The sequence below is a fragment of the Vibrio paucivorans genome (genome assembly GCF_054053395.1).
Genome location: NZ_CM133230.1, coordinates 1,499,007 through 1,519,795, shown reverse-complemented (window position 1 = coordinate 1,519,795; position 20,789 = coordinate 1,499,007). Strand labels below are relative to the sequence as shown.

Here is a 20,789-nt window from a genome sequence, read left to right as displayed (position 1 = left end):
GTATTATGTTAGATGGAATTTTACAAGGACTGTCTACGGCAGTAATGCCAATGAACATCATGATGGTGATCGTTGGGTGTTTCGTTGGTACATTCATCGGGATGCTTCCGGGTCTGGGTCCTATTTCTGCTATTGCACTGATGATTCCAATCACTTACGGGTTGGACCCATCGTCTGGCTTAATCTTAATGGCTGGTGTTTACTACGGCGCAGTATTTGGTGGTTCAACATCATCAATCTTAATCAATGCTCCTGGTTGTTCTTCAACGGTTGTTACCGCTTTCGACGGCTACCCAATGGCACAAAAAGGCCAAGCTGGTAAAGCGTTAGCGTTAGCGGCTTACTCTTCTTTCACCGGTGGTACGCTATCTGCAATCATGCTTCTAGTCGCAGCGCCGGCACTTGCAAGCGTGTCGTTGAGCTTCCAGTCTTCAGACTACTTTGCACTGATGCTACTAGGTCTATCGGCAGTTGCCGCATTCGCTGGCCCGGGTCAAGTCATCAAAGCTTGGATGATGACCGTTCTTGGCTTGATGTTGTCTACAGTGGGAATCGACAAAGGTGTTGGCGTTGAGCGTTTCACATTTGGTCTAACCGACCTAATGGATGGCTTTAGCTTCCTACTCCTTGCTATGGCAACGTTCGCTCTGGGTGAAACTCTAATGGGTGTACTAAAACCTTCTGAAGACACCCGCGGAGAAGAACAGCAAAAAATGAGTGACATCGGCAGTATGAAGGTGACTAAAGAAGAGATTAAAGACGTCGCTCCTGTATCGATTCGTTCTTCTATCTTAGGTTTCTTTACCGGCGTACTTCCTGGTGCGGGTGCAACCATTGCAGCATTCTTAAGCTACGGTATGGAGCGTAACCTAGCGCCTAAAGATAAGAAGAAAGAATTTGGTAAAGGCAGTATCCGTGGTCTAGTTGCCCCAGAATCTGCAAACAACGCCGCTTCAAGTGGTTCATTTGTTCCACTGCTAACCTTGGGTATTCCAGGCTCTGGTACAACAGCCATCATGCTTGGTGCATTAATCGCTTACGGTATTCAACCTGGCCCTCGCCTATTCGTTGAACACCCAGATGTATTTTGGTCAGTCATCATCTCTATGTACTTTGGTAACATCGTACTGGTGATTTTGAACCTACCGCTTATCCCATACATTTCAAAACTATTGGCAGTACCAAGGACGGTTCTTCTTCCAATGATTTTGTTCTTCTCAATCACTGGTGTTTACCTAGTATCCTTCAACACTATGGACATCTTCATTATGTTGTTGGTAGCAATGGCCGCCATTGCACTGAGGTTGGCGAACTTCCCACTTGCCCCGCTACTGCTTGGTTTTATCCTTGGCGGACTAATGGAAGAAAACTTACGCCGTGCACTGATGATCAGCGATGGAGAACTAAGCTTCTTATGGGAGCGTCCTATTACACTGACGTTTACTGTATTAGCAGTACTGGTATTGGCTAGTCCGATATTTGTTAAGCTGTTCCAACGCTTTAGAGCGCAACCAGTAAAAGTATCTCAGTAACGAATCAGTGTTGATTCCGGCAATCAAAAGGAGCTTTCGAGCTCCTTTTTTCGTTAACGGCTTCATTGATTAAACCTTTCCTCAATTAAACTTTTTGTCTTATGGGAAACAACGTCAATTGATGATTAATAAATTAGAGTATATACTCTAATTTATTTTTTGTAGGTTTGACCAATATGAAGCTTCGCCCTCTTGTCACCCTCACTTGCGGATTACTCATTAGTTCGAGTATTGCCGCCGCTCCTATTAGCTTTGAACAGGCGTGGGAGATCCTACAAAAAGACAACAACTCATTAGCGGCGCAACGTGCCAACGTTGAACGTTATCAGCATATGCAAAGTGCTACCGACAACCTCAACCTCCCTTCAGTAAGTATTGGTGCCAACTACACGCGACTCGATTCAGACGTAACATTATCTGGCGAGCAACTTAGTGACTCGTTAAGCAATGTCTCGCCTATCGGCGCGGCAATCTTACCGCTATTTAATGATGTCACTTCAACCATTACTGAACGCGATGTTTTTACCTCCTCAATTCGCGCCATCTGGCCGATCTTTACTGGTGGGCGCATTAGCGCGGCTCAATCTGCTGCAGAAGGCAAAACCGAAGAAGCAAAAAGCCAGCTTGCAATGGAGACTCAAGCGCGATTTGAAGATCTCAGCAAGTATTACTTCAGTGTGCTTCTTGCTCAGGATGTACTTTCGACCCGACAAGCCGTCGAGAAAGGCTTAACCAAACACCGAGATAGTGCCGTTAAGCTTGAACAGCAAGGTCAAATAGCACGTGTCGAACGCTTGCAGGCAGAAGCATCATTAGACAAAGCCATTGTAGAACGTAAAAAAGCTCAGAAATCGCTGGATATAGCCCAGTCAGCACTGACGCAAATACTCAATACTGGCGAGATAGTGCAACCAAACGGTACCTTGTTCATCAACGACAATCTGCCTCCACTGAGTGCATTCGTCGATCAAACCTTACTGACTTACCCTGGGTTAGATTTACTCGATGCCAAAGAAAAACAAGCAAGCAGCTTAATCAAAGCAGAAAAAGGCAAATACTATCCTGAAGTCTACCTATACGGTGACTACAGCCTGTATGAAGAAGATTCTCTAGCCAGCCAAATGAAGCCTGATTGGCTAGTTGGCGTTGGCGTTAACATCCCGCTAATCGAATCGAGCGGTCGCAGCCAAAACGTTAAGGCAGCGCACAGCGCAGTGTCACAGGTGAAATACCTGCGTAAGCAAGCCAAGCAAGACCTGCAAGTGCTGGTACAGAAAACCTATTTAGAAGCTGAACAATCACAGGAAGAAGTAAAGGGATTGCTGTCTAGCATTAATTTAGCGGAAGAAAACCTTACCCTGCGTAAAAAAGCCTTCACCCAAGGGCTATCAACGTCTTTGGAAGTGGTCGATGCCGAGCTCTATTTGGCCAGTATAAAAACCCAACAGTCCGCAGCGAGCTTCAATTACCTATTATCACTGACAAAGCTTCTCGCCCTAACTAGCGAGATGGACACTTTCACCCAATATCAATCCACTGCAATTAGCAACTAGACCAACAATAAAATCAAAAGAACGACCTAAACTAAGGGATATCTCATGAACCGTGTTAAACCTGCCATTATTGCCGTCTCTACGCTTGCTATTGCTTCATGGGTTGGCTTCAGTTTTTATCAAGCCTACCAACCAAAACCAGTTCGACTACAAGGTCAAATCGAATCACAGCAATACAGCATCTCGTCCAAAGTACCGGGACGAATTGACCAAGTCATGGTTCGCAAAGGCGATGAAATCCACAAAGGCGATTTGGTCTTCACACTGCATAGCCCTGAAATAGATGCCAAACTCGCTCAAGCCATTGCTGGTCAAAAAGCCGCAGGAGCACTCGCCAAAGAGGCTGAGAAAGGCGCACGTGACCAACAAGTACAAGCCGCCAAAGATCAATGGCAAAAAGCAAAAGCGGCCTCTGAACTAATGGAGAAAACGTACTTGCGTGTGAATAACCTATTCAACGATGGTGTAGTGGCAGAGCAAAAGCGTGACGAAGCAAAAACGCAGTGGCAGGCAGCCAAATACACTGAAAGTGCCGCATTCCAGATGTATCAAATGGCCAAAGAAGGGGCTCGTAGCGAGACAAAAACTGCTGCGGCGGAAAAAGCACGCATGGCCGCTGGTGCTGTTGCGGAAGTCGAAGCCTATGCAGCCGATACCAAAATCGAAAGCTGGTTTGATGGAGAAGTATCTCAAGTCTTGTTGCAAAGCGGTGAGCTAGCACCACAAGGTTTTCCTGTGGTTACCGTCATCGATACTCAAGATTCATGGGCAATGTTGAACGTTCGAGAAGATCAGTTAAAGCACTTCGAAAAAGATGCAGTGTTCAACGCCTACTTACCTGCACTTGACCGAAACTTAGAGTTTAAAGTGAGCCATGTTGCGGTAATGGGTGATTTTGCGACTTGGCGCTCTACCGATTCCTCTCAAGGATTCGATCTTAGAACCTTTGAAGTAGAAGCGCGTCCAGTAGACCCAAGCGTTAAACTACGCATGGGGATGAGCTTAGTAGTAGAAGTGAAGTAAATCATGAGCTCTTTGATGCGGCGTTCAACATCCCACGAACAAATGCCATGGCTGCATTCACAAACGCCATTGCTACGTCACGACAAATGGTTGCTGTCGTGTTTAACGTGGGTCCCTGTGGTGTTAGCCCTATCGATATGGATGATTTTCTCTCAAGGTATAGCGCGTAATTTGCCTGTGGGCGTAGTGGATTTAAGCCACAGTCAAATGTCTCGGCAGCTTAGCTTTTACATTAATTCCACCTCAACGCTTAAGATCAGCCATAACTATAGTGACGTTGGCCAGGCCAAAGATGCCTTAATTTCAGGTGACATCTATGCTTACATCGTCATTCCAAGCCAGTTTGATAAGCAGGTTCTTCGTGCACAGCGACCTCAAGTTTCGGTGTTTTACAACAGCCAATACATTCTCATTGGTAAGCTGATTAACTCTGCCATTGTGCAAGCACAAGGGACATTCAACGCACAAATCGAAACCATAAAAGATCTGGCAAAGGGTAACTCCACACCGCTCAGTGCCATCGGGCAAGCCCTACCGGTTCGAACTCAAATCACACCATTGTTTAATAAAAATTCAAACTATGCGCAGTTCTTGGTGTCTGCGATCATTCCGGCATTGTGGCAAGTGGTCATTGTCGTCTCAACGATCATGATTTTGAGCGCTAACTATCGACATCACGGTCTAACACAGTGGCTAGGTTCACGCTACGTTGTTAATGTAAGCCGAACCTTGTTGGGCTATGTACCCCTCTTTGTTCTGCAGGGCATCGCCTTTTTATGCTGGTTCTATTACGGGATGAAATGGCCGATGAACGGCACATTTGCACCGCTCATTTTTGCTCAACTCATCACCACCATCGCCTGCATGATCATGGGGAGCTTTTTCTTTTTCATCACACTTGATGCTGCTCGAGCCATGAGTTTTGCCGGTGCTTATACAGCTCCGAGTTTCGCCTTCATGGGCATAACTTTTCCCGTGACAGATATGAATAACCTAGCGCAGATTTGGCGAGCTTTATTGCCTATCAGCCACTACATCGAGGTACAAGTTAGCCAAGTCAGTTACGGAGCTAGCGCCGCAGCTTCGTTGAGTCATCTCGTTCCTATGTTGGGCTACGCCCTACCCGCATGGCTAACCGTGTTGTTGATTAAAAAGCATTGGACTAATGAACAACTCAATACTCACCAACCGATAAAAAGCGAAAAGCCGAAAACAATCAGTCAGCCAGAGGAACTATCATGAACCTCGTCCAAGCAATAAAAGCAGAAATAGCTGCGCTACTATCAAATCCAGTCGTTCTATTAACCGTATTTGGTGGAGTGATTTTCTACTCGTTTCTGTATCCGTTGCCATACTCCAATCAAACGCCACGTGAGCAGATGATTAGTGTGGTGAACCTTGATAGAAGCCAAGTGAGTTATCAGCTTGAACGTATGGTGGATGCGACACCGCAAATAAAAGTTGTACAGCGAGATCACTCCATTGAAGCGGCCAAACAAGCGTTTTTAAACGGGGACATCACGGGTTTATTAGTCATCCCAGAACACTTCTACAAGGATTTGATGTTGGGTAAAAGCCCTACTTTGGCGTATGCAGGTGATGCGTCTTATTTCTTGGTATATGGAACAATAATCGAGGGCCTAGCCCAAACTGGTGGAACGCTCGCCGCGCAAGCAAAAGTATCCAAGCTGTTAGTTGATGGAGAACCGCTTTCTTTAGCATCCAACCATTACGCGGCGTTCTCTTTAAATATGAAACCAACGTTCAACCCAAACATGGGGTATGTTAATTACGTTGTACCCGCTGTGTTCGTGCTGATATTGCAACAAACGCTAGCGATGGCGTCTGGTTTAATGGGAGGCAGCCAAAAATTTGGTACTGGGTATTGGAGCCAGCTTTCTGCAATCAAACTTGTCTTGATTAGAAGCTTAGTGTTTTGCGGAATCTATACTTTGCTCTCCATGTACTATTTTGGCTCAAGTTTTACCTCGCATGGTATCAACCAATTGGCCAATATTTCCCAACTGTTGGCTCTTCTGTTTCCTTTCCTTCTCAGCTCTTGTGCGATTGGGATTTGGCTAGGGCAAATTACCCCGAGGAGAGAGCTCGTCACTCTAATTGTCCTAATCAGTTCAATGCCGCTCATTTTCTCGGCGGGTTTTATATGGCCAACGGAGATGATCCCAGCTCCCATTAATTGGCTTGCTCAGTTATTTCCAAGCACTCCAGCCATTCAAGGTTTTCTTAAAACCAATCAAATGGGGGCATCATGGCCTCAAATCAGCCAAGAGTTTTCCACTCTCTGGCTACAAGCAATCGGCTGGCTAGCGCTCGCTACGTATTCGTTAAGCGCTCGAAAGAGCGCTTAATCGTTTATCAATCACCCGGATTAGCCCTCTCGTTTGTAAGACTTCTGTTATATATCATGAAGTTGGTCGCACTTTTTATAATGCTTAGTTTACTATTGTCTTCTATTATCAACGGATTCACACAGTCAATAACTAAAGCAATTAAAAATCGCGGTATCTATGGAAAGCAGCAGTTCTAGATCAACACTCACTATTGAAATAAAGTCTTTCCTAGCGGTATTTATTATTCCGCTATTGATCGTTTTACCCGCCTCTTTTTATGTTGCCGTCGATGGTATACAAGCAAACTTACGCTCTACTGTTATTACCTACAGCACACGTGTCGACGATATCATTTCAGAACTCCATAGCGAAAATAAACAGGCGATGCAGCATCCAGATAGCTGTGGTCTTATCCGTGAAGATTTACTATTTGAAAGCCTAGTACGTGAAATGATCATAGTGCGAGATGGCATCGCTATTTGTTCTTCTAAACGTGGCGAAATTGACCAGGACATATCCCTTCTCATCGGCAAAAAAGGGACCAGAACTGGCGAGTACTTGTTTGATATCAATGGTGACCCAACGCAAAGGACCATAGTGATTGTTGATACTATTGAAGGTGATGGCTTCTCTGGGGCGTTCTCTGTTGTAGACCGAAACTTCCTGCTACAAAGGCTAGGACGAATTGAAAGCGACAGACTTAGTTACGTTAAAGTGAAATTCGGACCACGTATCTACCCAGCGAACACCACTTTCACGTCCGATACCTACCACTATATCCACACTTCGAAAAAATATGGTTTTTCAATGCTTGCAGAAGCGAGTGAAGATTACATCAACGCTAGGCTGCTTTACACTGCAACGGGAAGCGTCCCCGTTTCTCTTTTAATTTCGCTGCTGATTTTCGCCGCTAACCGATTGCTCAAACGACGCGACTCGTTGGTCGATGACTTAAAAAAAGGGCTAAAACGTGGTGAGCTTTACTTAGCCTATCAACCAATAGTTACTAGCCAAGGCTATAAGATTGGAGGAATCGAAGCATTAATCCGTTGGAATCACCCAACGCTAGGATTAGTGCGACCTGATGTGTTTATTCCTCTCGCTGAAGAACAAAATTTGATCATTCCGCTAACGGACTATGTGCTGCAACATGCACTCTACAACCTCGCTAGCCTTCAACCAGATAACGATATTCACCTTGGAGTCAATGTACCCCCAGCTTATTTACATACCTCCACATGCGTGAATGAGTTGACTCACTACAAAGAGCAGTTTGAGGCCATTGGGATTAAGCTGTGTATCGAAGTAACAGAAAGGCAGATGCTTGATAAACTCGGTAGAGACGTACTTAAAGAATTGCGCGATAACGGGCTAATCGTCTCGATTGATGACTTCGGCACTGGCCATACGTCTTTATCTATCTTGCAAGACACAGCGCTTGATCATTTAAAAATTGATAAGTGTTTTGTTGATACCATCGGCCTAGAAACCGTTAATGCACCGGTTCTAACCACAATCATTGAACTGGGGCACAAACTGAAGGTTAAGATTGTTGCTGAAGGTGTAGAAACTGCTCAACAAGCCGAGTACCTAGCGGGCTTCGATGTTCAATACCTTCAGGGTTATCACTTCTATAAACCGATGGGCATTGTGGATCTGCAAGCAGTTTTCAAAGACTCTAAATTAGGTTAAAACCCGCGATGTTTCCAAAACTGCGCTTCGTCTTTGGCGAGCACATTAAAGGTTTTAACTGCGACTTCATTGCCCTCTAGCTCAATCGACATTCGCCAATGACCAATGTTGGACTCCAAACCATTTTCAGGGCAAAGAAGTTGGATCGTGTCACCTAGGTAGAAATCCCAATCGTTACTGCCCACATATTCCTCACCGTCAAACGGGGCAAGTACCTGTCCTTTCTTACTTAGCACACCGGGATGATCGATGCAGTAGCGTATCAAGGCGCCTTTCGCTTTCTTGATGTTAACGATAAACCCAAACTCCACATCTACTTCTGCATACACGTCTGTGGTGAACTCTTTAATCTTAGGTAAATGCTTGGATTTGGAATCCCAAGTGGAATACACACCGTAGGATGTCATTTCGACGATTGCTGAGCGCTTGGCCACCTTTGCCACCTCTTTCTCATATTATTAATGGTCTCTTCCGCGACCCCATGAATGTTGCCGTACTGCCCGGTACATTCCACCACTTTTAATTCAGCGTGATAGCGCTTGGCTAGCTCACGATAGGGTTTCATTTCCCATAACCGTACAAAAGTATTTGCCACCACCACGCTATCGCCTGACCGTAAGCTTTGTTCCGTTTGTTGACGGCACCAATCATGCGCTTGAGAGATTTTTGCTGCGTCGTACACGTAGTTACCATTAGCATCAATGAAATACATATCGGCTTCATAGTGAGCGATACCCATGGTCTTGGCCAACGTAGATTTTCCCGAGCCTGGCAGCCCGCGAATTAGAGTCAGTGTTAATGACATAAACAACACCGAGTGAAAAAACTGCCTCAATTGTATCAAAGATAGCTATCGACATCTGAATCTTATTGAGTTAAGTTTGGATGTATAGACGTCCAGAAAGCTTAGGGAGAAAGCTGTGCCAATTAAGATCCCCGATCAACTACCTGCATCCGATGTACTACGCGAAGAAAATATCTTCGTGATGCCCGAGTCACGAGCCTCCACTCAGGAGATTCGCCCACTCAAGGTTTTGATCCTAAATCTTATGCCTAAGAAGATTGAAACCGAGACGCAATTCTTACGCCTACTTTCCAACAGCCCACTGCAAGTGGATGTTGAGTTACTACGTATTGATGATCGACCAAGCAAAAACACGCCAACTGAGCACCTCGACAACTTCTATCGCCAGTTCGATATGGTTAAAAACCGTAATTTCGATGGCCTAATCATCACCGGTGCTCCACTAGGCTTAGTTCAGTTCGAAGATGTGATGTATTGGGATCACCTCAAAACCATCATGAATTGGGCGAAAGAACATGTGACTTCAACCTTGTATGTGTGTTGGGCGGCGCAAGCCGGCCTTAAGTTGCTCTATGACTTACCTAAGCGAACTCGAAAAGAGAAGCTGTCAGGCGTATATCACCATCAAATTCATCACCCATACCACCCTGTTCTAAGGGGCTTTGACGATACTTTCCTTGCTCCGCACTCTCGATATGCCGACTTCTCACCTGAATTTTTAGAAGAGCATACCGACCTCGATATTCTAGCCACCTCGGACATCGCAGGCGTGTATTTGGCGGCAACGAAAGACAAGCGAAACGTGTTTGTAACTGGCCACCCAGAATACGATGCATTGACTCTACATAACGAGTACATTCGAGATTTGGGCGAAGGTATGGAGCCTGCTATTCCTATTAACTATTATCCAAACAACAACCCAGACAACAAACCGTGCGCGAGCTGGCGAAGCCACGGACATTTGCTGTTCTCAAACTGGTTGAATTACTGTGTTTACCAACAAACGCCTTACGATCTCGAACACTTCAGTGAAGACAAGTTCACTAAAGATCTATAGCAACGACTGTTTCTATCAAGTAAAAGCTCAACGGAAACATCTGTTGTCTGTCTCGACTCTTTATCATGGCCGCTGTATGCGGCCATTTTTATTGCCAACTCGCTCGCATTCCCTCTGCGAGCCATTGTTTTTCTAGTTAAGCTGTCGCCATTATTGGGCGAAATATCATGAACTTACCCAAATAAAGGTGTTGCCAATGAAACGCGCAGCGGTCCTCTTTCTACTTGCGAACCTGTTCGGTTGTGTCACGGTCACCCAAGATGGGAAACCGGAAGTTAAATCCGATCCAATCGATATGGCAGAATCTCGAATCACCTTGGGGCTGGGTTATTTAGAACAAGGCAACATGCTCAAAGCGAGAGAAAACTTAGAAATTGCGCTAAAACATGCGCCGTCCTACTACCGAGCTCAACTCTCTATGGCTCACTACTACGAACAAGTTGGAGAGTTGGATTCAGCACGAAATACCTATCGAAAAGCCCTTCGTCAGCACCCAAAGAATGGCAACATACTCAACAATTACGGTACTTTTCTATGTAAACAAGGCGAATACCAACAAGCTGATAAGTACTTTAATAAAGCCATCGAGCAGCCTTATTACTACTTAGTATCAGCCAGCTATGAAAATGCGGCCTTTTGTGCATTGAAAGCAGGCCAGACAGACCAAGCCAAGTATTACTTCGCAAGAACCATCGACCACGATCCAAATCGTGTCCGCTCTATCTTGCAGTTGGCAAAGTTGGAAATTGAAGCCGGAGAGTATACGGAGGCGAGAATAAAATTGATGCAAATCCACCAGCGCTACGGCCTGCAGAAACCATCACTTCAGCTGTTAATACAATTAGAGAAAGCGGCAGGTAACAAATCACTGCAGATAAAATACCAAAACCAACTCGATCAAATGATGGAAGTAAGTTGATACTAGGCCGTATTGACCTATTTTCGGCGCGTTCGCTTTCGGCGACGAACAACACGCACTCGGTGAATCACACGGTATTCACGAATGATATACGCCACGACCACCAATATCACTAAGCCAAACACACCCGCAAAGCCATACAGTAGGATGTCGCATACCCACTCTGGGTTGCAGGGAAGATAGATTTCAAACTCCATAACTCTTCCCTCTAACATGCCTACAACAAGCTTAGCATTTGATTTTCAACCACTCACGTCGCTCTTCTTCATCTTTAAATGTCCAAGCAACAAATCGGCTGTTCTTCTGGCCTTGACTCATTTCGACAATTCTAACTTCGGATGCCCCAACCTTTTCGAGGTTTTTCCTCAGCCATCGAACGTTCTCTTTCTTGGAAATAAGTGTGGTAAACCAAAGTACTTGCTTAGCAAACTCGCGGCTCTCAAAGGCCATGTTTTTAACAAAGCTCGCTTCGCCGCCAGGGCACCACAACTCTGCTTTTTGGCCGCCAAAGTTTAGTTCCGCCTTTGTAGCCATGGAACGGCTATCGACCTTTTGACCTCGTTTTTTCTTATTCGCCGCAAGATTATTCACCTTACGTAAGCTGCCCTGCTGCGCTTCCTCAAGAGACTTGTGAAAAGGTGGATTGCAGGTTGTGATGTCGTAATGCTCGCCTTCACGGATGACATTTTTGAAAAAATGACGACTATCCGATTGCAAACGGCAATCTATATTAGTCGCCAAGGTGGCATTTGCATCGGCAATGCGCTGTGAGTTCTCGACGGAAACTGGATCCACATCACTGCCAACATACTGCCAGCCGTAGTCCGTTACTCCGACAATCGGATAAATACAGTTAGCACCGACACCAATATCTAGCGCGCGTATCAGAGCGTGTTTTACTTGACTGCACTCTTGAGAGATCAATTCTGCCGCTCGATGAATATAGTCTGCACGACCAGGAATTGGCGGGCACAAATACCCTTGAGGGATATCCCACTCTCGCACATCATAATGCAGCGCAAGCAGCGCTTTATTGAGCAACTTAACTGCAATAGGATCGGAAAAGTCGATGCTTTGATCGCCTTTTGGATTCTTTATGACATACGATTCGAGTTCAGGAGAGACCGCAACTAGCGCTTTGAAATCATAACGACCATGATGTTTATTCTTTGGGTGTAAGCCGGCTTTGGACTTAACGGTAGTCACCTTTATACAAGCAGCCTGAGCCTTCGAGTCTCGCCGCTTAGAGCCTTGCTTTTTCTTAGTAAACTCTTTCAATCTTTTTGCTGATGACAAGCTGTTATCTCTCTTTTAATTCTTGATAAATCATAAACAATCGTGCGTCTAATTCTAGCTGGTGATAGTCAGGTAACATGTGGCAGCACAGCTGATAGAACGCTTTATCGTGGTTCTTTTCTTTGATATGAGCTAACTCGTGGACGACTAGCATTCGCAGCAGTGGCTCTGGTGCTTCCTTAAATATACTTGCGATACGAATTTCGTTTTTAGACTTGGTTTTTCCACCGTGATTTTTTGTCACATAAGTGTGAAGCCCGAGCGCGTTGTTAATTAGGTGAATTTTGTTGTCGTACACCACTTTACTCAGCGGTGCCGTCTTCTTCATGTACCGATTTTTAATCTCAATCGTATACTCGAATAACGCCTTCTCACTTTTGATAGTGTGATTTTCGGGATAACGAGCCTCGAACCAGGGTACCAACTTGTTGCTGCTAATTAATGTATCAATTTGGGAGACGATATTTTCTGGATAGCCTTGAACGTAACGCAGTAATGCGTGCATAAAAATCACCGTAGCAGCGTAGAAAGGCGCTAAGTTTAGCCCAATTGAATTACTGAATCATAGCGTTTATTGTCCTACCGCTCTTCCAGTGATTTACCCATACTTTTCCCAATCAGCGTTTTCCGTTAAACTTCGCGCGATAATTTAGCCATAACCTATAGATTGAGACTCATATGAAACGCGTCGTTCTTTATGTCAAAGATAAATGTCCTCACTGCAAAGATGCACAACGCTATTTAGAGTCAAAGGGCATTAAGTACCGTCTGTGTAATGCAAAAATGCAACGTGGCCGAAAAGAGCTCGATGCATTAGGTGCTCGCTCCGTTCCTGTGTTGAAAATCGGCGATCGTGTCATGATCGGCTGGAACCCTGGTAACTTTGATAAAATTTATCGCTCTTAAACGCTTACAATTGACTAACCAAACGAAGTGCACTTAAGAACCACTTGATATACCATCGTTGAATCAGACAGTTACGAGGCACATCATGAAAAAGACTCTTGCGTTAGCCACTGCGTTACTCTCTTCGAGCACACTGGCAAATAGCTTCGATCATTACTTATCGCTGGGTTATACCCAAGTAGACGCGTCTTACGCATCTGAAAGCGAAAAGATGGATGGTGTTGGCTTTACTTACAGCCGATTTGAAAGACGTCAACAGATTGGTGTGATTTTGCTCGCCGACTATGCCTCTTCTTCAAGTAGTGCTTTAGATGCTTCCTACTACGATGTTATGGGAGGGATCGTTTACCGCCCAGAGAAACTGAATTGGCTAAGAGTTTACCCGATGGTTGGCGCTTCAGTCTTTAAAGGAAATGTGACGTCGACAGCGCCAGATAGTGATTCCGAAATGTACCTTAGCTACGGTGTTGGCCTTCAAGCTTCTATCCCTAATACCAAGGTATTCTTTGACGCGAGCTATAAAAATATCGATGCAGATTTTGGTGACGCAAGTGCATTCAACATTGGTATTGGGCTGCGCTTTTAACTCCCGTGCCTTTTCTATCACACATACTGCTTAACAAAGTCGATAAAGGTTTTATCGGCTTTGGATTGATAACCTTCTTTGCGCCACGCTAATGCCAAACCAAGCTCTACTCTCTCTTCAAACGGTATCCCAACGATACCAGTTTCATTGTCTGTCACAAGTTTGAGCAATGCTGTAATAGCAAACTCACGCTTTAGGATGTTCAAAATCATGGGGATTAAGTTTGTTTCGAACGATAACCTCGGTGCGTATCCATATTCAGAAGACACCTTATCGATAAAGTCTCGATGAAAGTAACCGGGCTTAAACATCACTAATTCATTGGCAAAGAAGTCGGCGTATGAGATTGATTCATTCTGGGCTAGCGGATGATGTTCGCCAACCACCCCTACCATTTCGACATCCACCAAATGATCCACTGCAAGATCATCAGGAATGTCTTGGTCAACAATCACGCCAATGTCTAACTCACCAGCCAATAACATTTTCCTGATCGACTGGGTACCCGCGTCAATAAGCGTAAGTTTAAGATTTGGATAATGAGTCTTAAACGCCATTAGTATTTCTGGGAAAAAATACGAACCCATCATACTTGGAGCTCCAAGCCTCACCTCTCCTTTCTCTAGGCCAATTAACTCGTCCATCGCGAGCTTCGCATCATCGACCTGCTGAAGTATGCGCTTAGCGTGAGGGTATAAAACCTCTCCCTCTGACGTAAGTTCTATGTGTCGCTCGCAACGTTTAAACAGTTGAACACCAAGTTGCTGCTCAAACTTTTTAATCGAGATACTCAATGCAGGTTGGGCAATATTCAACGACTTCGCTGCCATTGTGAAATGACCGTGTTCCGCGACAGCTACAAAGTGCTTTAGTTGACGTATATCCATGCCATTAACAAAATATATGAGGTTGATATTTTCAATATATTTCATAAATCAGCGGGCAACTGCTAATTTGATCACATCCCCACCAACCGCGACTACAAATACGCAGTCACACGATAAGAAGAAGCAACATGATTGAATATGGCAGTATTGAGTATAAGAAAGTCACTTGGAGTCTAGCACTCGGCTCCTTTCTGGTTTTCTGTAACTTATACCTGTTCCAGCCGATGCTGCCATTTATGGCACAGCATTTTACTGTGTCCGAAACCCAAATTAACTGGCTTCTCGCCGCATCTACCCTAGCACTCGCCTTGTGCTTAGTTCCATGGGCAGTAGGTTCAGAATCGTTTGGTCGTCGAAAAGTCATGTTAATCGGCTTGTTTGCAATGCCAGTAGTAGGCGGTTTAATGTTGATCACCCAACAGTTGTGGTTGCTTGTTGCGGCAAGGGCATTAATGGGCATTGCCATAGCAGCGTTTGCTTCAGTAGCGGTCGCCTATATGGTGGAAGAAATGGACGCTAAAGCATTCGCGCGAGCCATTGGCGGTTATATTGCGGCGAACTCATTGGGTGGAATAGCTGGACGTATCGCTGGGGGCATACTCACCGATGCCTATGGCTGGGTAGTCGCCGTTGCATCTATGGCTGTGTTTACCCTAATTTGCGCGCTGTTAGTCAGCTATATGTTGCCTGCACAGAAAAACTTCACCCCTCAACGAGGCCTTTTTTTTCACCATAACCGTGCTCTAATCAAGCACATTAAGAACAAAACCATCTGGACTGCAATGCTGATTGGTGGTGTGAATTTCGCATTGTTTGTAAATCTGTATTCGGTGATGGGCTTTAGATTAGTGAGTGAGCCACACAACCTGCCTATTGGCCTAGCGTCATTGATCTTTGTTTGTTATTTAGCTGGAACCGTTAGTTCTAAACTAACCGGAAATTGGACACAACGTAAAAACCCAATTTCAGGTATGGTCACAGGAACCATCATCAGCATGCTTGGAATGTTGGTTGCACTGGTCGACTCTATTCCATTCATGTTAATTGGGTTGGCACTGATAAGTTTTGGTGCATTTTTCACTCATACTCTTGCCTATGCTTGGGTTAGCCAAAACGCCACACACGCTAAAGCAACAGCAACGGCGCTTTACTTGGTTCACTACTACACAGGGGGAAGCCTAGGAGGGTTCTTCTTGATTTATTGTTGGCAACACGGCCAATGGCCTGCGGTTGTAGCCGGTGGTTTGATTCTGTATGCGATAATATTCGTACTCTGTTACGTATTGTCCAGAATTGAGCAAAGGGACAAAGAAGAACTCGAGACCATAGACGTTCAAATGTGCAAGTAATGCAGGTAAATACAGAAAATAAAGAGTCATCATTCGTCACGGGATTCTGCTATTCTTGCCCGCACATACAAAAGCAATAGCACCAGAAAAAACCATGGCTACTGAAAGCTCAACACCTAACAACGATGAAATCGCATCACAAGTCAATCAATGGCTGAACGATGTTGTGATCGGCCTGAACCTATGCCCGTTCGCCGCCAAGCCACAACGTAACAAACAGATAAAGATCTTTGTGAGTGACGCCGTCACTGAAGAACAGTTGCTGGAAGACATACTGAACGAGTTACTCAATCTAGAACAACACACCGCAGAGCAACTCGAGACCACATTGGTGGTTTCACCTAATATGCTCGCTGACTTTTACGACTACAACCTTTTTATAGATTGGGTAGAAGCACTGATTAAGCAGCAAAACTGGGAAGGTGTTTATCAACTTGCAACTTTTCACCCCGACTACTGTTTTGGGGGCACAGAGCCAGAAGATGCGGAAAACTTAACCAATCGCTCTCCTTATCCTGTCTTCCACTTAATTCGTGAAGAAAGCATGGAAAAGGTGCTGAAGCACTACCCGAATCCTGAAGCCATTCCAGATACCAATATCGCTCGAGTTGAATCTCTAACCGCCGAAGAACAAAGAAAACTTTTCCCCTATTTGTTTCGTTAGTCATTTGCGTGCGAAGCGTATTGCCAGAATCAAGATGCAAAAAAGCCAACCTTTACGGTTGGCTTTTTAGTAATGACAACGTGCTTATTTTGCTACGTTACCTGCCACGTTCAGCGCGTCCCATGTACGCGCAAATGGTGGTGCGTAGCAAAAGTCCATATAACCTAGCTGCTGTGTGGTCATCTTAGCAGTGATAGCAACAGCAAGGGCGTTGATTCTGCCTACTGCCCCCTTCTTACCGACGATTTCACCACCAAGTAACACCTTAGTTTCTGGGTGATAAACCAGTTTCACTTTGATGTCTTCTTGGCCTGGGTAGTAATCGGTTTGGTTTTTATCAGAAATGGTAGAAACTTTGACGTCCAAATTGTGCTCTTTTGCCAGAAGCTCATTGACGCCCGTGCACGCTAATTCATAATCCAGAACTTTCAAGCACGATGAACCTAGGAAGCCACTCATGTACGTGTCTTTGCCTGCTAGTTTGTCTGCCATCATACGTGCTTGTTTGTTTGCGGTCGTTGCTAATGGAACGTAAACCGATTTGCCAAGCGCTAAATGATGGACAACAGCACAGTCACCAACAGCAAATATGTGTGCATCTTCTGTAGCACCAAACTCATCGACGAGTAGAGCGCCGTTACCTGCTTTTGGCAGCTCGAAAGCCTCTGTATTTGGCTTGAAGCCAAGTGACATGATCACCACGTCTGCTTCAACAGTACCGTTATCCGTCTCTACGATATAGCCACCCTGCTCTGCGTCGCGGATAGCCGATACGCTGGTACCCGTTTTTAACTCAGCACCTGACTCACGAATCGCACCTTCGACCACTTCAATCATCTCAGGGCTGAACTGGCGGCTCATTACATGCTGTTCGCGCTCAATGATAGTCACATGCTTGTCTAGCTCATGTGCAGCATCGAACACTTCAAGGCCAATAAAGCCACCGCCAATCACACATACGCGTTGGTTGTTGCTGTCCTTAAGCGCTTCTTTTACTGCCAAGCCATCTTCCATGCTGGTTAGCGTGTACACACGCTCTGGGTTGAACTCGCCGAATGAAGGAACGATTGGACGCGCACCTGTGGCGATCACCAACATATCGTAGTCGATACTACTCTCTTCGCCTTTCTGGCAAACGGTGATCTGCTTTTTGACGCGGTCTAGTGCCACCATTTCAGTTTCGATGCGCACATCCAAACCTGATTTCATTGCTTGTTCTGGCGTGCGAGAGATCATGCGTTCGGTGTCATCGAACATGCCACCAGCAAAGTAAGGTAAGCCACATGCACCGAATGAAATGTAATCACGCTTATCCAGCACAATCACTTCATCCGATGGCTGATTACGTTTGTATTTTGCTGCGAAACTCATACCTGCAGCGCTTCCGCCTACGACAACAACTTTCATATTTATTACCTAAATAACCTGAACTCAGGAAAAACGAGAGAGCACCCGCATTGGGTGCTCTTTATTAAGTTTGGAAATTATACAGCCGCTTCTTTTGATACTGTTTCTGCAACATCAGCGTTGTATTGCTCTGCATTTAGTGAGCCATTCTTCTTCGCGGTTAACACACCTGACAACATCGAGCCCGAGATGTTAAGCGCGGTACGAGCCATGTCTATCAGAGCTTCGATAGAAACCAGAATCGCTACAACCGTAATGTCTAGGCCCATGATGGTCAGTACTGCTACTGCTGCGAACGTTGCACCACCACCAACACCAGCGATACCGAATGAAGCAATCGCGATAACGGCAATCAGCTGAATGATGAAACCTAAATCAACTGGCATACCCATTACTTGTGCAGCCATAATCGCTAGCATTGCTGGGTAGATCCCCGCACAACCATTCTGACCGATACTGGTACCGAATGTTGCTGACATGTTTGCTGTTTCTTCGTCCACACCTAGACGTTGAGTTTGAGTTTCAACGTTTAGTGGAATAGCCGCCATACTAGAGCGAGAACCGAAGCCAAATACTAGCACTGGCCAGATTTTCTTCATGAACTTCGCTGGAGACAAACCGAACATGGACACCATCACAAAGTGGATAGCGAACATTACACCGATTGCCACATAGCTTGCTAGTAGGAAACGACCCATTTCTGCTAGTGCGAATAAATCGTTGGTCATCATGAACGTAGTCATCAGAGCGAATACACCGTAAGGCGTCAGCTTAAGAATCTCACGTACCATTGAAAGTACGACTTCTTTAGCTGCATTGATGAAATCAACGAAGTTTTGCACTTTCTCTGGCTTACGGTTTTTCACTTGCAGGATACAGTAGCCAAGGAACATACCGAACAATACAGTCGATAATGTCGAAGTACGCTGAGAGCCCGTTAGCATGTCAAAGATGTTGGTTGGGATGATTGATAGTGCCATTCCAGACAAGCCACTGCTTGCCATTGCATCTTGAGTTGCTACCAGTGAATCGCCGCGCGCTTCAATCGCACTGTTAGTGCCAATTGTGCTGACTAACGCGTTCGCATCGATACCGAATAGGTAAATACTTGCGATACCAACAGCTGCTGAGATTGCACAAGTGAAAAGTAGAATACCGATGATTTTTGGTGCGATACGTGACAGTGCACCGCCACCTTCTACATTCATGATCGACGAGATCATCGCCACGAATACTAGTGGGATTACGATCATTTGTAGCAGTTTGATGTAGCCTTTACCGAATACAGAAATCAGTTCAGCAAAACCTGCTGTCGCTTCGTTACTCACACCAAATACAAGTTGAATCGCACCACCAAACATCAAGCCGGCAGCAAGAGCGCTAAGCACTCGGAAGTTAAAGGTTTTCTTTTGTTTTTTGAAGTTCGCTAATATCGCATAGAACCCGAAAAACAGTACGCTTAATCCAATGAATGACAAGCTCATGAGAATCTCCTATTGATACCCATTTAAATTCTGAAAATTGTTATTTTTTGTACGCAATGGCTTCAACTTCAACCAATGCATCTTTTGGTAATCTGGCTGCTTCTACACATGAACGAGCAGGCGCACTTTCCGTTCCGAACACATCGGCATACACCGCGTTAAATGCTGCAAAGTTTTCCATGTCTGACAGGAAGCAAGTCGTTTTAATCACTGTATCGATTCCTGCGCCACTTTCTTCTAGAACGGCTTTTAAGTTTTCTAGTGATTGTCTTGCTTGTTCCGTGATCCCACCTTGTACAAACTCCATCGTTTCAGGTACTAACGGTAACTGACCCGAGGTAAACACCAAATCCGAGAAGATCATGCCTTGAGAATATGGTCCGATGGCTTCTGGAGCTGCTTTGGTATCAATTTTTTGTTTCATTGTTTCACCCTATTTTAAAAAATTAGTTGGTCGCGAATTCAGCTTTGAACTCGCGTAGAAATTTGTAGACAGCTTGGCGAGTAATGCCGAGCCTTTCAGAGACAAGTGTCGTGGTCTCTTTCAATTCAAAAACACCGTTGTCATATAGACGCTTTGTGATCGCTTTATTTCGGCTTTTTGTATTCACCGAGTCGTCTTTTTCTATGTCGTCTATCGCACTAGTTAGAGCCTGATTAATGACATCGCTCGCGTTAGTGCTGAAGTTTTCATTCACAACAGATGTCGCTATGGACACATCTGGCATGAGCGTTTTTACAATTTCAGGGAATGGGAAAGACAAATTCATGTTGATACACAGCATGCCTATGGCTTTGTTGTCTGCGCCGGCAAGAATACATGTTGTCGATTTGAGCAAAGAGCCATCGCTACTGTTGGTAAAGTAGCTCTTTGGCGACACTTCACCTGTCTTCTCATAGTTGCTCCACATTTTTAAACCGAGATCGGTGATTGGAGATCCAATTGCCCTGCCGGTGTGGTGGCCATTCACTATCTTCACGACCGACTGTTCAAAGCTTTCAAACGAGTGAATCACCACCTCACAATGTGGGCCAATCAGATCCGCAATGGTGTCTGCGATACGAAAATAGTTATCGAGAAGTTCTCTGTCTTGCTGCGAAAAAGTGACTTGTTTTAGGTTCATAATCTTCGTTTACAAAAGTTTACTTAACGAACTCAGATTACTACCCCTTAAGTATTAAAACAATATTCAGTAAACTATTGTTAACTACCCTAAACCGCCAATATCGGGCAAAAAACAATCATAAACCACCCCTTAAGTGGTACAAAATGAGATT

At 45.0% G+C, this 20,789-nt stretch carries 22 protein-coding genes; 12 read left to right on the top strand and 10 right to left on the bottom strand.

The window, feature by feature from the left end; all coding sequences use genetic code 11:
- The first annotated feature begins 5 nt into the window (after positions 1-5).
- The 6 genes from ACXABW_RS07135 (at position 6) to ACXABW_RS07110 (ending at position 8,151) form a co-directional block, all read left to right on the top strand.
- Positions 6-1,532 carry a tripartite tricarboxylate transporter permease gene (locus ACXABW_RS07135; protein WP_252030682.1) on the top strand — a complete coding sequence of 509 codons (1,527 nt, stop codon included), beginning with the start codon at positions 6-8 and terminating at the stop codon, positions 1,530-1,532.
- A gap of 176 nt (positions 1,533-1,708) precedes the next feature.
- Complete coding sequence (locus ACXABW_RS07130; protein WP_457524801.1) at positions 1,709-3,085, top strand: TolC family protein; 1,377 nt, start codon at positions 1,709-1,711, stop codon at positions 3,083-3,085.
- 45 nt (positions 3,086-3,130) lie between these two features.
- Positions 3,131-4,108: an HlyD family secretion protein gene (locus tag ACXABW_RS07125; RefSeq protein ID WP_457524799.1), complete on the top strand. Its 978-nt coding sequence runs from the start codon at positions 3,131-3,133 to the stop codon at positions 4,106-4,108.
- Between the two features lie 3 nt (positions 4,109-4,111).
- Positions 4,112-5,350 (top strand): ABC transporter permease, encoded by a 1,239-nt coding sequence (locus ACXABW_RS07120; RefSeq protein ID WP_457524798.1) that lies wholly within the window; start codon positions 4,112-4,114, stop codon positions 5,348-5,350.
- Positions 5,347-6,477, top strand: a complete 1,131-nt coding sequence (locus ACXABW_RS07115; RefSeq protein WP_457524796.1) for an ABC transporter permease — start codon at positions 5,347-5,349, stop codon at positions 6,475-6,477. Before ACXABW_RS07120 ends, ACXABW_RS07115 begins: the two co-directional genes overlap by 4 nt.
- A gap of 159 nt (positions 6,478-6,636) precedes the next feature.
- The gene (locus tag ACXABW_RS07110) at positions 6,637-8,151 is read left to right on the top strand and encodes an EAL domain-containing protein (protein ID WP_457524794.1); all 1,515 of its coding nucleotides are present in this window, start codon (positions 6,637-6,639) and stop codon (positions 8,149-8,151) included.
- Here the strand turns inward: ACXABW_RS07110 and ACXABW_RS07105 are convergent.
- Together ACXABW_RS07105 and ACXABW_RS07100 are read right to left on the bottom strand one after the other, a co-directional pair.
- Positions 8,148-8,585, bottom strand: coding sequence for a DUF3859 domain-containing protein (locus ACXABW_RS07105; RefSeq protein ID WP_457524792.1), 438 nt, complete (start codon positions 8,583-8,585; stop codon positions 8,148-8,150). The two genes, ACXABW_RS07110 and ACXABW_RS07105, sit on opposite strands and share 4 nt — an antisense overlap.
- Positions 8,555-8,956, bottom strand: coding sequence for an AAA family ATPase (locus tag ACXABW_RS07100; RefSeq protein ID WP_457524790.1), 402 nt, complete (start codon positions 8,954-8,956; stop codon positions 8,555-8,557). The genes ACXABW_RS07105 and ACXABW_RS07100 overlap by 31 nt, the downstream gene beginning before the upstream one ends.
- Before the next feature lie 115 nt (positions 8,957-9,071).
- On the opposite strand from ACXABW_RS07100, the gene metA reads away from it, so the two are divergent.
- Both metA and pilW read left to right on the top strand, forming a co-directional pair.
- Positions 9,072-10,013: a homoserine O-acetyltransferase MetA gene (gene metA / locus ACXABW_RS07095; protein ID WP_252030675.1), complete on the top strand. Its 942-nt coding sequence runs from the start codon at positions 9,072-9,074 to the stop codon at positions 10,011-10,013.
- 196 nt (positions 10,014-10,209) lie between these two features.
- On the top strand, positions 10,210-10,932 hold the full coding sequence (pilW, locus tag ACXABW_RS07090) for a type IV pilus biogenesis/stability protein PilW (RefSeq protein ID WP_457524788.1): 723 nt from the start codon (positions 10,210-10,212) through the stop codon (positions 10,930-10,932).
- A 17-nt stretch (positions 10,933-10,949) separates the two neighbouring features.
- Here pilW and ACXABW_RS07085 read toward each other — a convergent pair whose 3' ends face one another.
- Genes ACXABW_RS07085 through ACXABW_RS07075 form a run of 3 tightly spaced genes read right to left on the bottom strand, consistent with a single transcriptional unit; the run spans position 10,950 to position 12,733 of the window.
- Positions 10,950-11,129 carry a hypothetical protein gene (locus tag ACXABW_RS07085; protein WP_265686295.1) on the bottom strand — a complete coding sequence of 60 codons (180 nt, stop codon included), beginning with the start codon at positions 11,127-11,129 and terminating at the stop codon, positions 10,950-10,952.
- Positions 11,130-11,160: 31 nt separating this feature from the next.
- A complete protein-coding gene (gene rlmF, locus ACXABW_RS07080; RefSeq protein WP_457524964.1) occupies positions 11,161-12,210 on the bottom strand; it encodes a 23S rRNA (adenine(1618)-N(6))-methyltransferase RlmF in 1,050 nt (349 codons plus the stop codon).
- A 22-nt stretch (positions 12,211-12,232) separates the two neighbouring features.
- On the bottom strand, positions 12,233-12,733 hold the full coding sequence (locus tag ACXABW_RS07075) for a M48 metallopeptidase family protein (RefSeq protein ID WP_457524786.1): 501 nt from the start codon (positions 12,731-12,733) through the stop codon (positions 12,233-12,235).
- Positions 12,734-12,906: 173 nt separating this feature from the next.
- Between ACXABW_RS07075 and ACXABW_RS07070 the strand changes: the two genes are divergently transcribed.
- Together ACXABW_RS07070 and ACXABW_RS07065 are read left to right on the top strand one after the other, a co-directional pair.
- Entirely contained in the window at positions 12,907-13,134 is a 228-nt protein-coding gene (locus ACXABW_RS07070; RefSeq protein WP_252030671.1) for a glutaredoxin family protein, read from the top strand.
- 85 nt (positions 13,135-13,219) lie between these two features.
- Positions 13,220-13,720, top strand: a complete 501-nt coding sequence (locus ACXABW_RS07065) for an outer membrane beta-barrel protein (protein WP_252030670.1) — start codon at positions 13,220-13,222, stop codon at positions 13,718-13,720.
- 17 nt (positions 13,721-13,737) lie between these two features.
- Here the strand turns inward: ACXABW_RS07065 and ACXABW_RS07060 are convergent, their stop codons facing one another.
- Positions 13,738-14,607: a LysR family transcriptional regulator gene (locus ACXABW_RS07060; protein ID WP_457524784.1), complete on the bottom strand. Its 870-nt coding sequence runs from the start codon at positions 14,605-14,607 to the stop codon at positions 13,738-13,740.
- A 128-nt stretch (positions 14,608-14,735) separates the two neighbouring features.
- Between ACXABW_RS07060 and ACXABW_RS07055 the strand changes: the two genes are divergently transcribed.
- A complete protein-coding gene (locus ACXABW_RS07055; RefSeq protein WP_457524783.1) occupies positions 14,736-15,956 on the top strand; it encodes an MFS transporter in 1,221 nt (406 codons plus the stop codon).
- A gap of 94 nt (positions 15,957-16,050) precedes the next feature.
- A complete protein-coding gene (locus ACXABW_RS07050) occupies positions 16,051-16,620 on the top strand; it encodes a DUF1415 domain-containing protein (protein ID WP_252030666.1) in 570 nt (189 codons plus the stop codon).
- Between the two features lie 84 nt (positions 16,621-16,704).
- Here ACXABW_RS07050 and ACXABW_RS07045 read toward each other — a convergent pair whose 3' ends face one another.
- The 4 genes from ACXABW_RS07045 to ACXABW_RS07030 all read right to left on the bottom strand — a co-directional run bounded on the left by ACXABW_RS07045 (position 16,705) and on the right by ACXABW_RS07030 (position 20,635).
- On the bottom strand, positions 16,705-18,027 hold the full coding sequence (locus ACXABW_RS07045) for a CoA-disulfide reductase (protein ID WP_457524781.1): 1,323 nt from the start codon (positions 18,025-18,027) through the stop codon (positions 16,705-16,707).
- A 77-nt stretch (positions 18,028-18,104) separates the two neighbouring features.
- Positions 18,105-19,511 (bottom strand): cation:dicarboxylate symporter family transporter, encoded by a 1,407-nt coding sequence (locus ACXABW_RS07040; RefSeq protein ID WP_457524780.1) that lies wholly within the window; start codon positions 19,509-19,511, stop codon positions 18,105-18,107.
- 40 nt (positions 19,512-19,551) lie between these two features.
- Positions 19,552-19,935 carry a RidA family protein gene (locus ACXABW_RS07035; protein WP_457524778.1) on the bottom strand — a complete coding sequence of 128 codons (384 nt, stop codon included), beginning with the start codon at positions 19,933-19,935 and terminating at the stop codon, positions 19,552-19,554.
- Between the two features lie 22 nt (positions 19,936-19,957).
- Positions 19,958-20,635, bottom strand: coding sequence for a helix-turn-helix transcriptional regulator (locus ACXABW_RS07030; RefSeq protein WP_457524776.1), 678 nt, complete (start codon positions 20,633-20,635; stop codon positions 19,958-19,960).
- Positions 20,636-20,789 lie beyond the last annotated feature (154 nt).

Bases quoted from the DNA above. Each gene is read 5' to 3' on its own strand.
- ACXABW_RS07135 (WP_252030682.1), top strand. From the start codon at position 6: ATGTTAGATGGAATTTTACAAGGACTGTCTACGGCAGTAATGCCAATG.
- ACXABW_RS07130 (WP_457524801.1), top strand. From the start codon at position 1,709: ATGAAGCTTCGCCCTCTTGTCACCCTCACTTGCGGATTACTCATTAGT.
- ACXABW_RS07125 (WP_457524799.1), top strand. From the start codon at position 3,131: ATGAACCGTGTTAAACCTGCCATTATTGCCGTCTCTACGCTTGCTATT.
- ACXABW_RS07120 (WP_457524798.1), top strand. From the start codon at position 4,112: ATGAGCTCTTTGATGCGGCGTTCAACATCCCACGAACAAATGCCATGG.
- ACXABW_RS07115 (WP_457524796.1), top strand. From the start codon at position 5,347: ATGAACCTCGTCCAAGCAATAAAAGCAGAAATAGCTGCGCTACTATCA.
- ACXABW_RS07110 (WP_457524794.1), top strand. From the start codon at position 6,637: ATGGAAAGCAGCAGTTCTAGATCAACACTCACTATTGAAATAAAGTCT.
- ACXABW_RS07100 (WP_457524790.1), bottom strand. From the start codon at position 8,956: ATGTCATTAACACTGACTCTAATTCGCGGGCTGCCAGGCTCGGGAAAA.
- pilW (WP_457524788.1), top strand. From the start codon at position 10,210: ATGAAACGCGCAGCGGTCCTCTTTCTACTTGCGAACCTGTTCGGTTGT.
- ACXABW_RS07085 (WP_265686295.1), bottom strand. From the start codon at position 11,129: ATGGAGTTTGAAATCTATCTTCCCTGCAACCCAGAGTGGGTATGCGAC.
- ACXABW_RS07075 (WP_457524786.1), bottom strand. From the start codon at position 12,733: ATGCACGCATTACTGCGTTACGTTCAAGGCTATCCAGAAAATATCGTC.
- ACXABW_RS07070 (WP_252030671.1), top strand. From the start codon at position 12,907: ATGAAACGCGTCGTTCTTTATGTCAAAGATAAATGTCCTCACTGCAAA.
- ACXABW_RS07065 (WP_252030670.1), top strand. From the start codon at position 13,220: ATGAAAAAGACTCTTGCGTTAGCCACTGCGTTACTCTCTTCGAGCACA.
- ACXABW_RS07060 (WP_457524784.1), bottom strand. From the start codon at position 14,607: ATGGATATACGTCAACTAAAGCACTTTGTAGCTGTCGCGGAACACGGT.
- ACXABW_RS07055 (WP_457524783.1), top strand. From the start codon at position 14,736: ATGATTGAATATGGCAGTATTGAGTATAAGAAAGTCACTTGGAGTCTA.
- ACXABW_RS07050 (WP_252030666.1), top strand. From the start codon at position 16,051: ATGGCTACTGAAAGCTCAACACCTAACAACGATGAAATCGCATCACAA.
- ACXABW_RS07045 (WP_457524781.1), bottom strand. From the start codon at position 18,027: ATGAAAGTTGTTGTCGTAGGCGGAAGCGCTGCAGGTATGAGTTTCGCA.
- ACXABW_RS07040 (WP_457524780.1), bottom strand. From the start codon at position 19,511: ATGAGCTTGTCATTCATTGGATTAAGCGTACTGTTTTTCGGGTTCTAT.
- ACXABW_RS07035 (WP_457524778.1), bottom strand. From the start codon at position 19,935: ATGAAACAAAAAATTGATACCAAAGCAGCTCCAGAAGCCATCGGACCA.
- ACXABW_RS07030 (WP_457524776.1), bottom strand. From the start codon at position 20,635: ATGAACCTAAAACAAGTCACTTTTTCGCAGCAAGACAGAGAACTTCTC.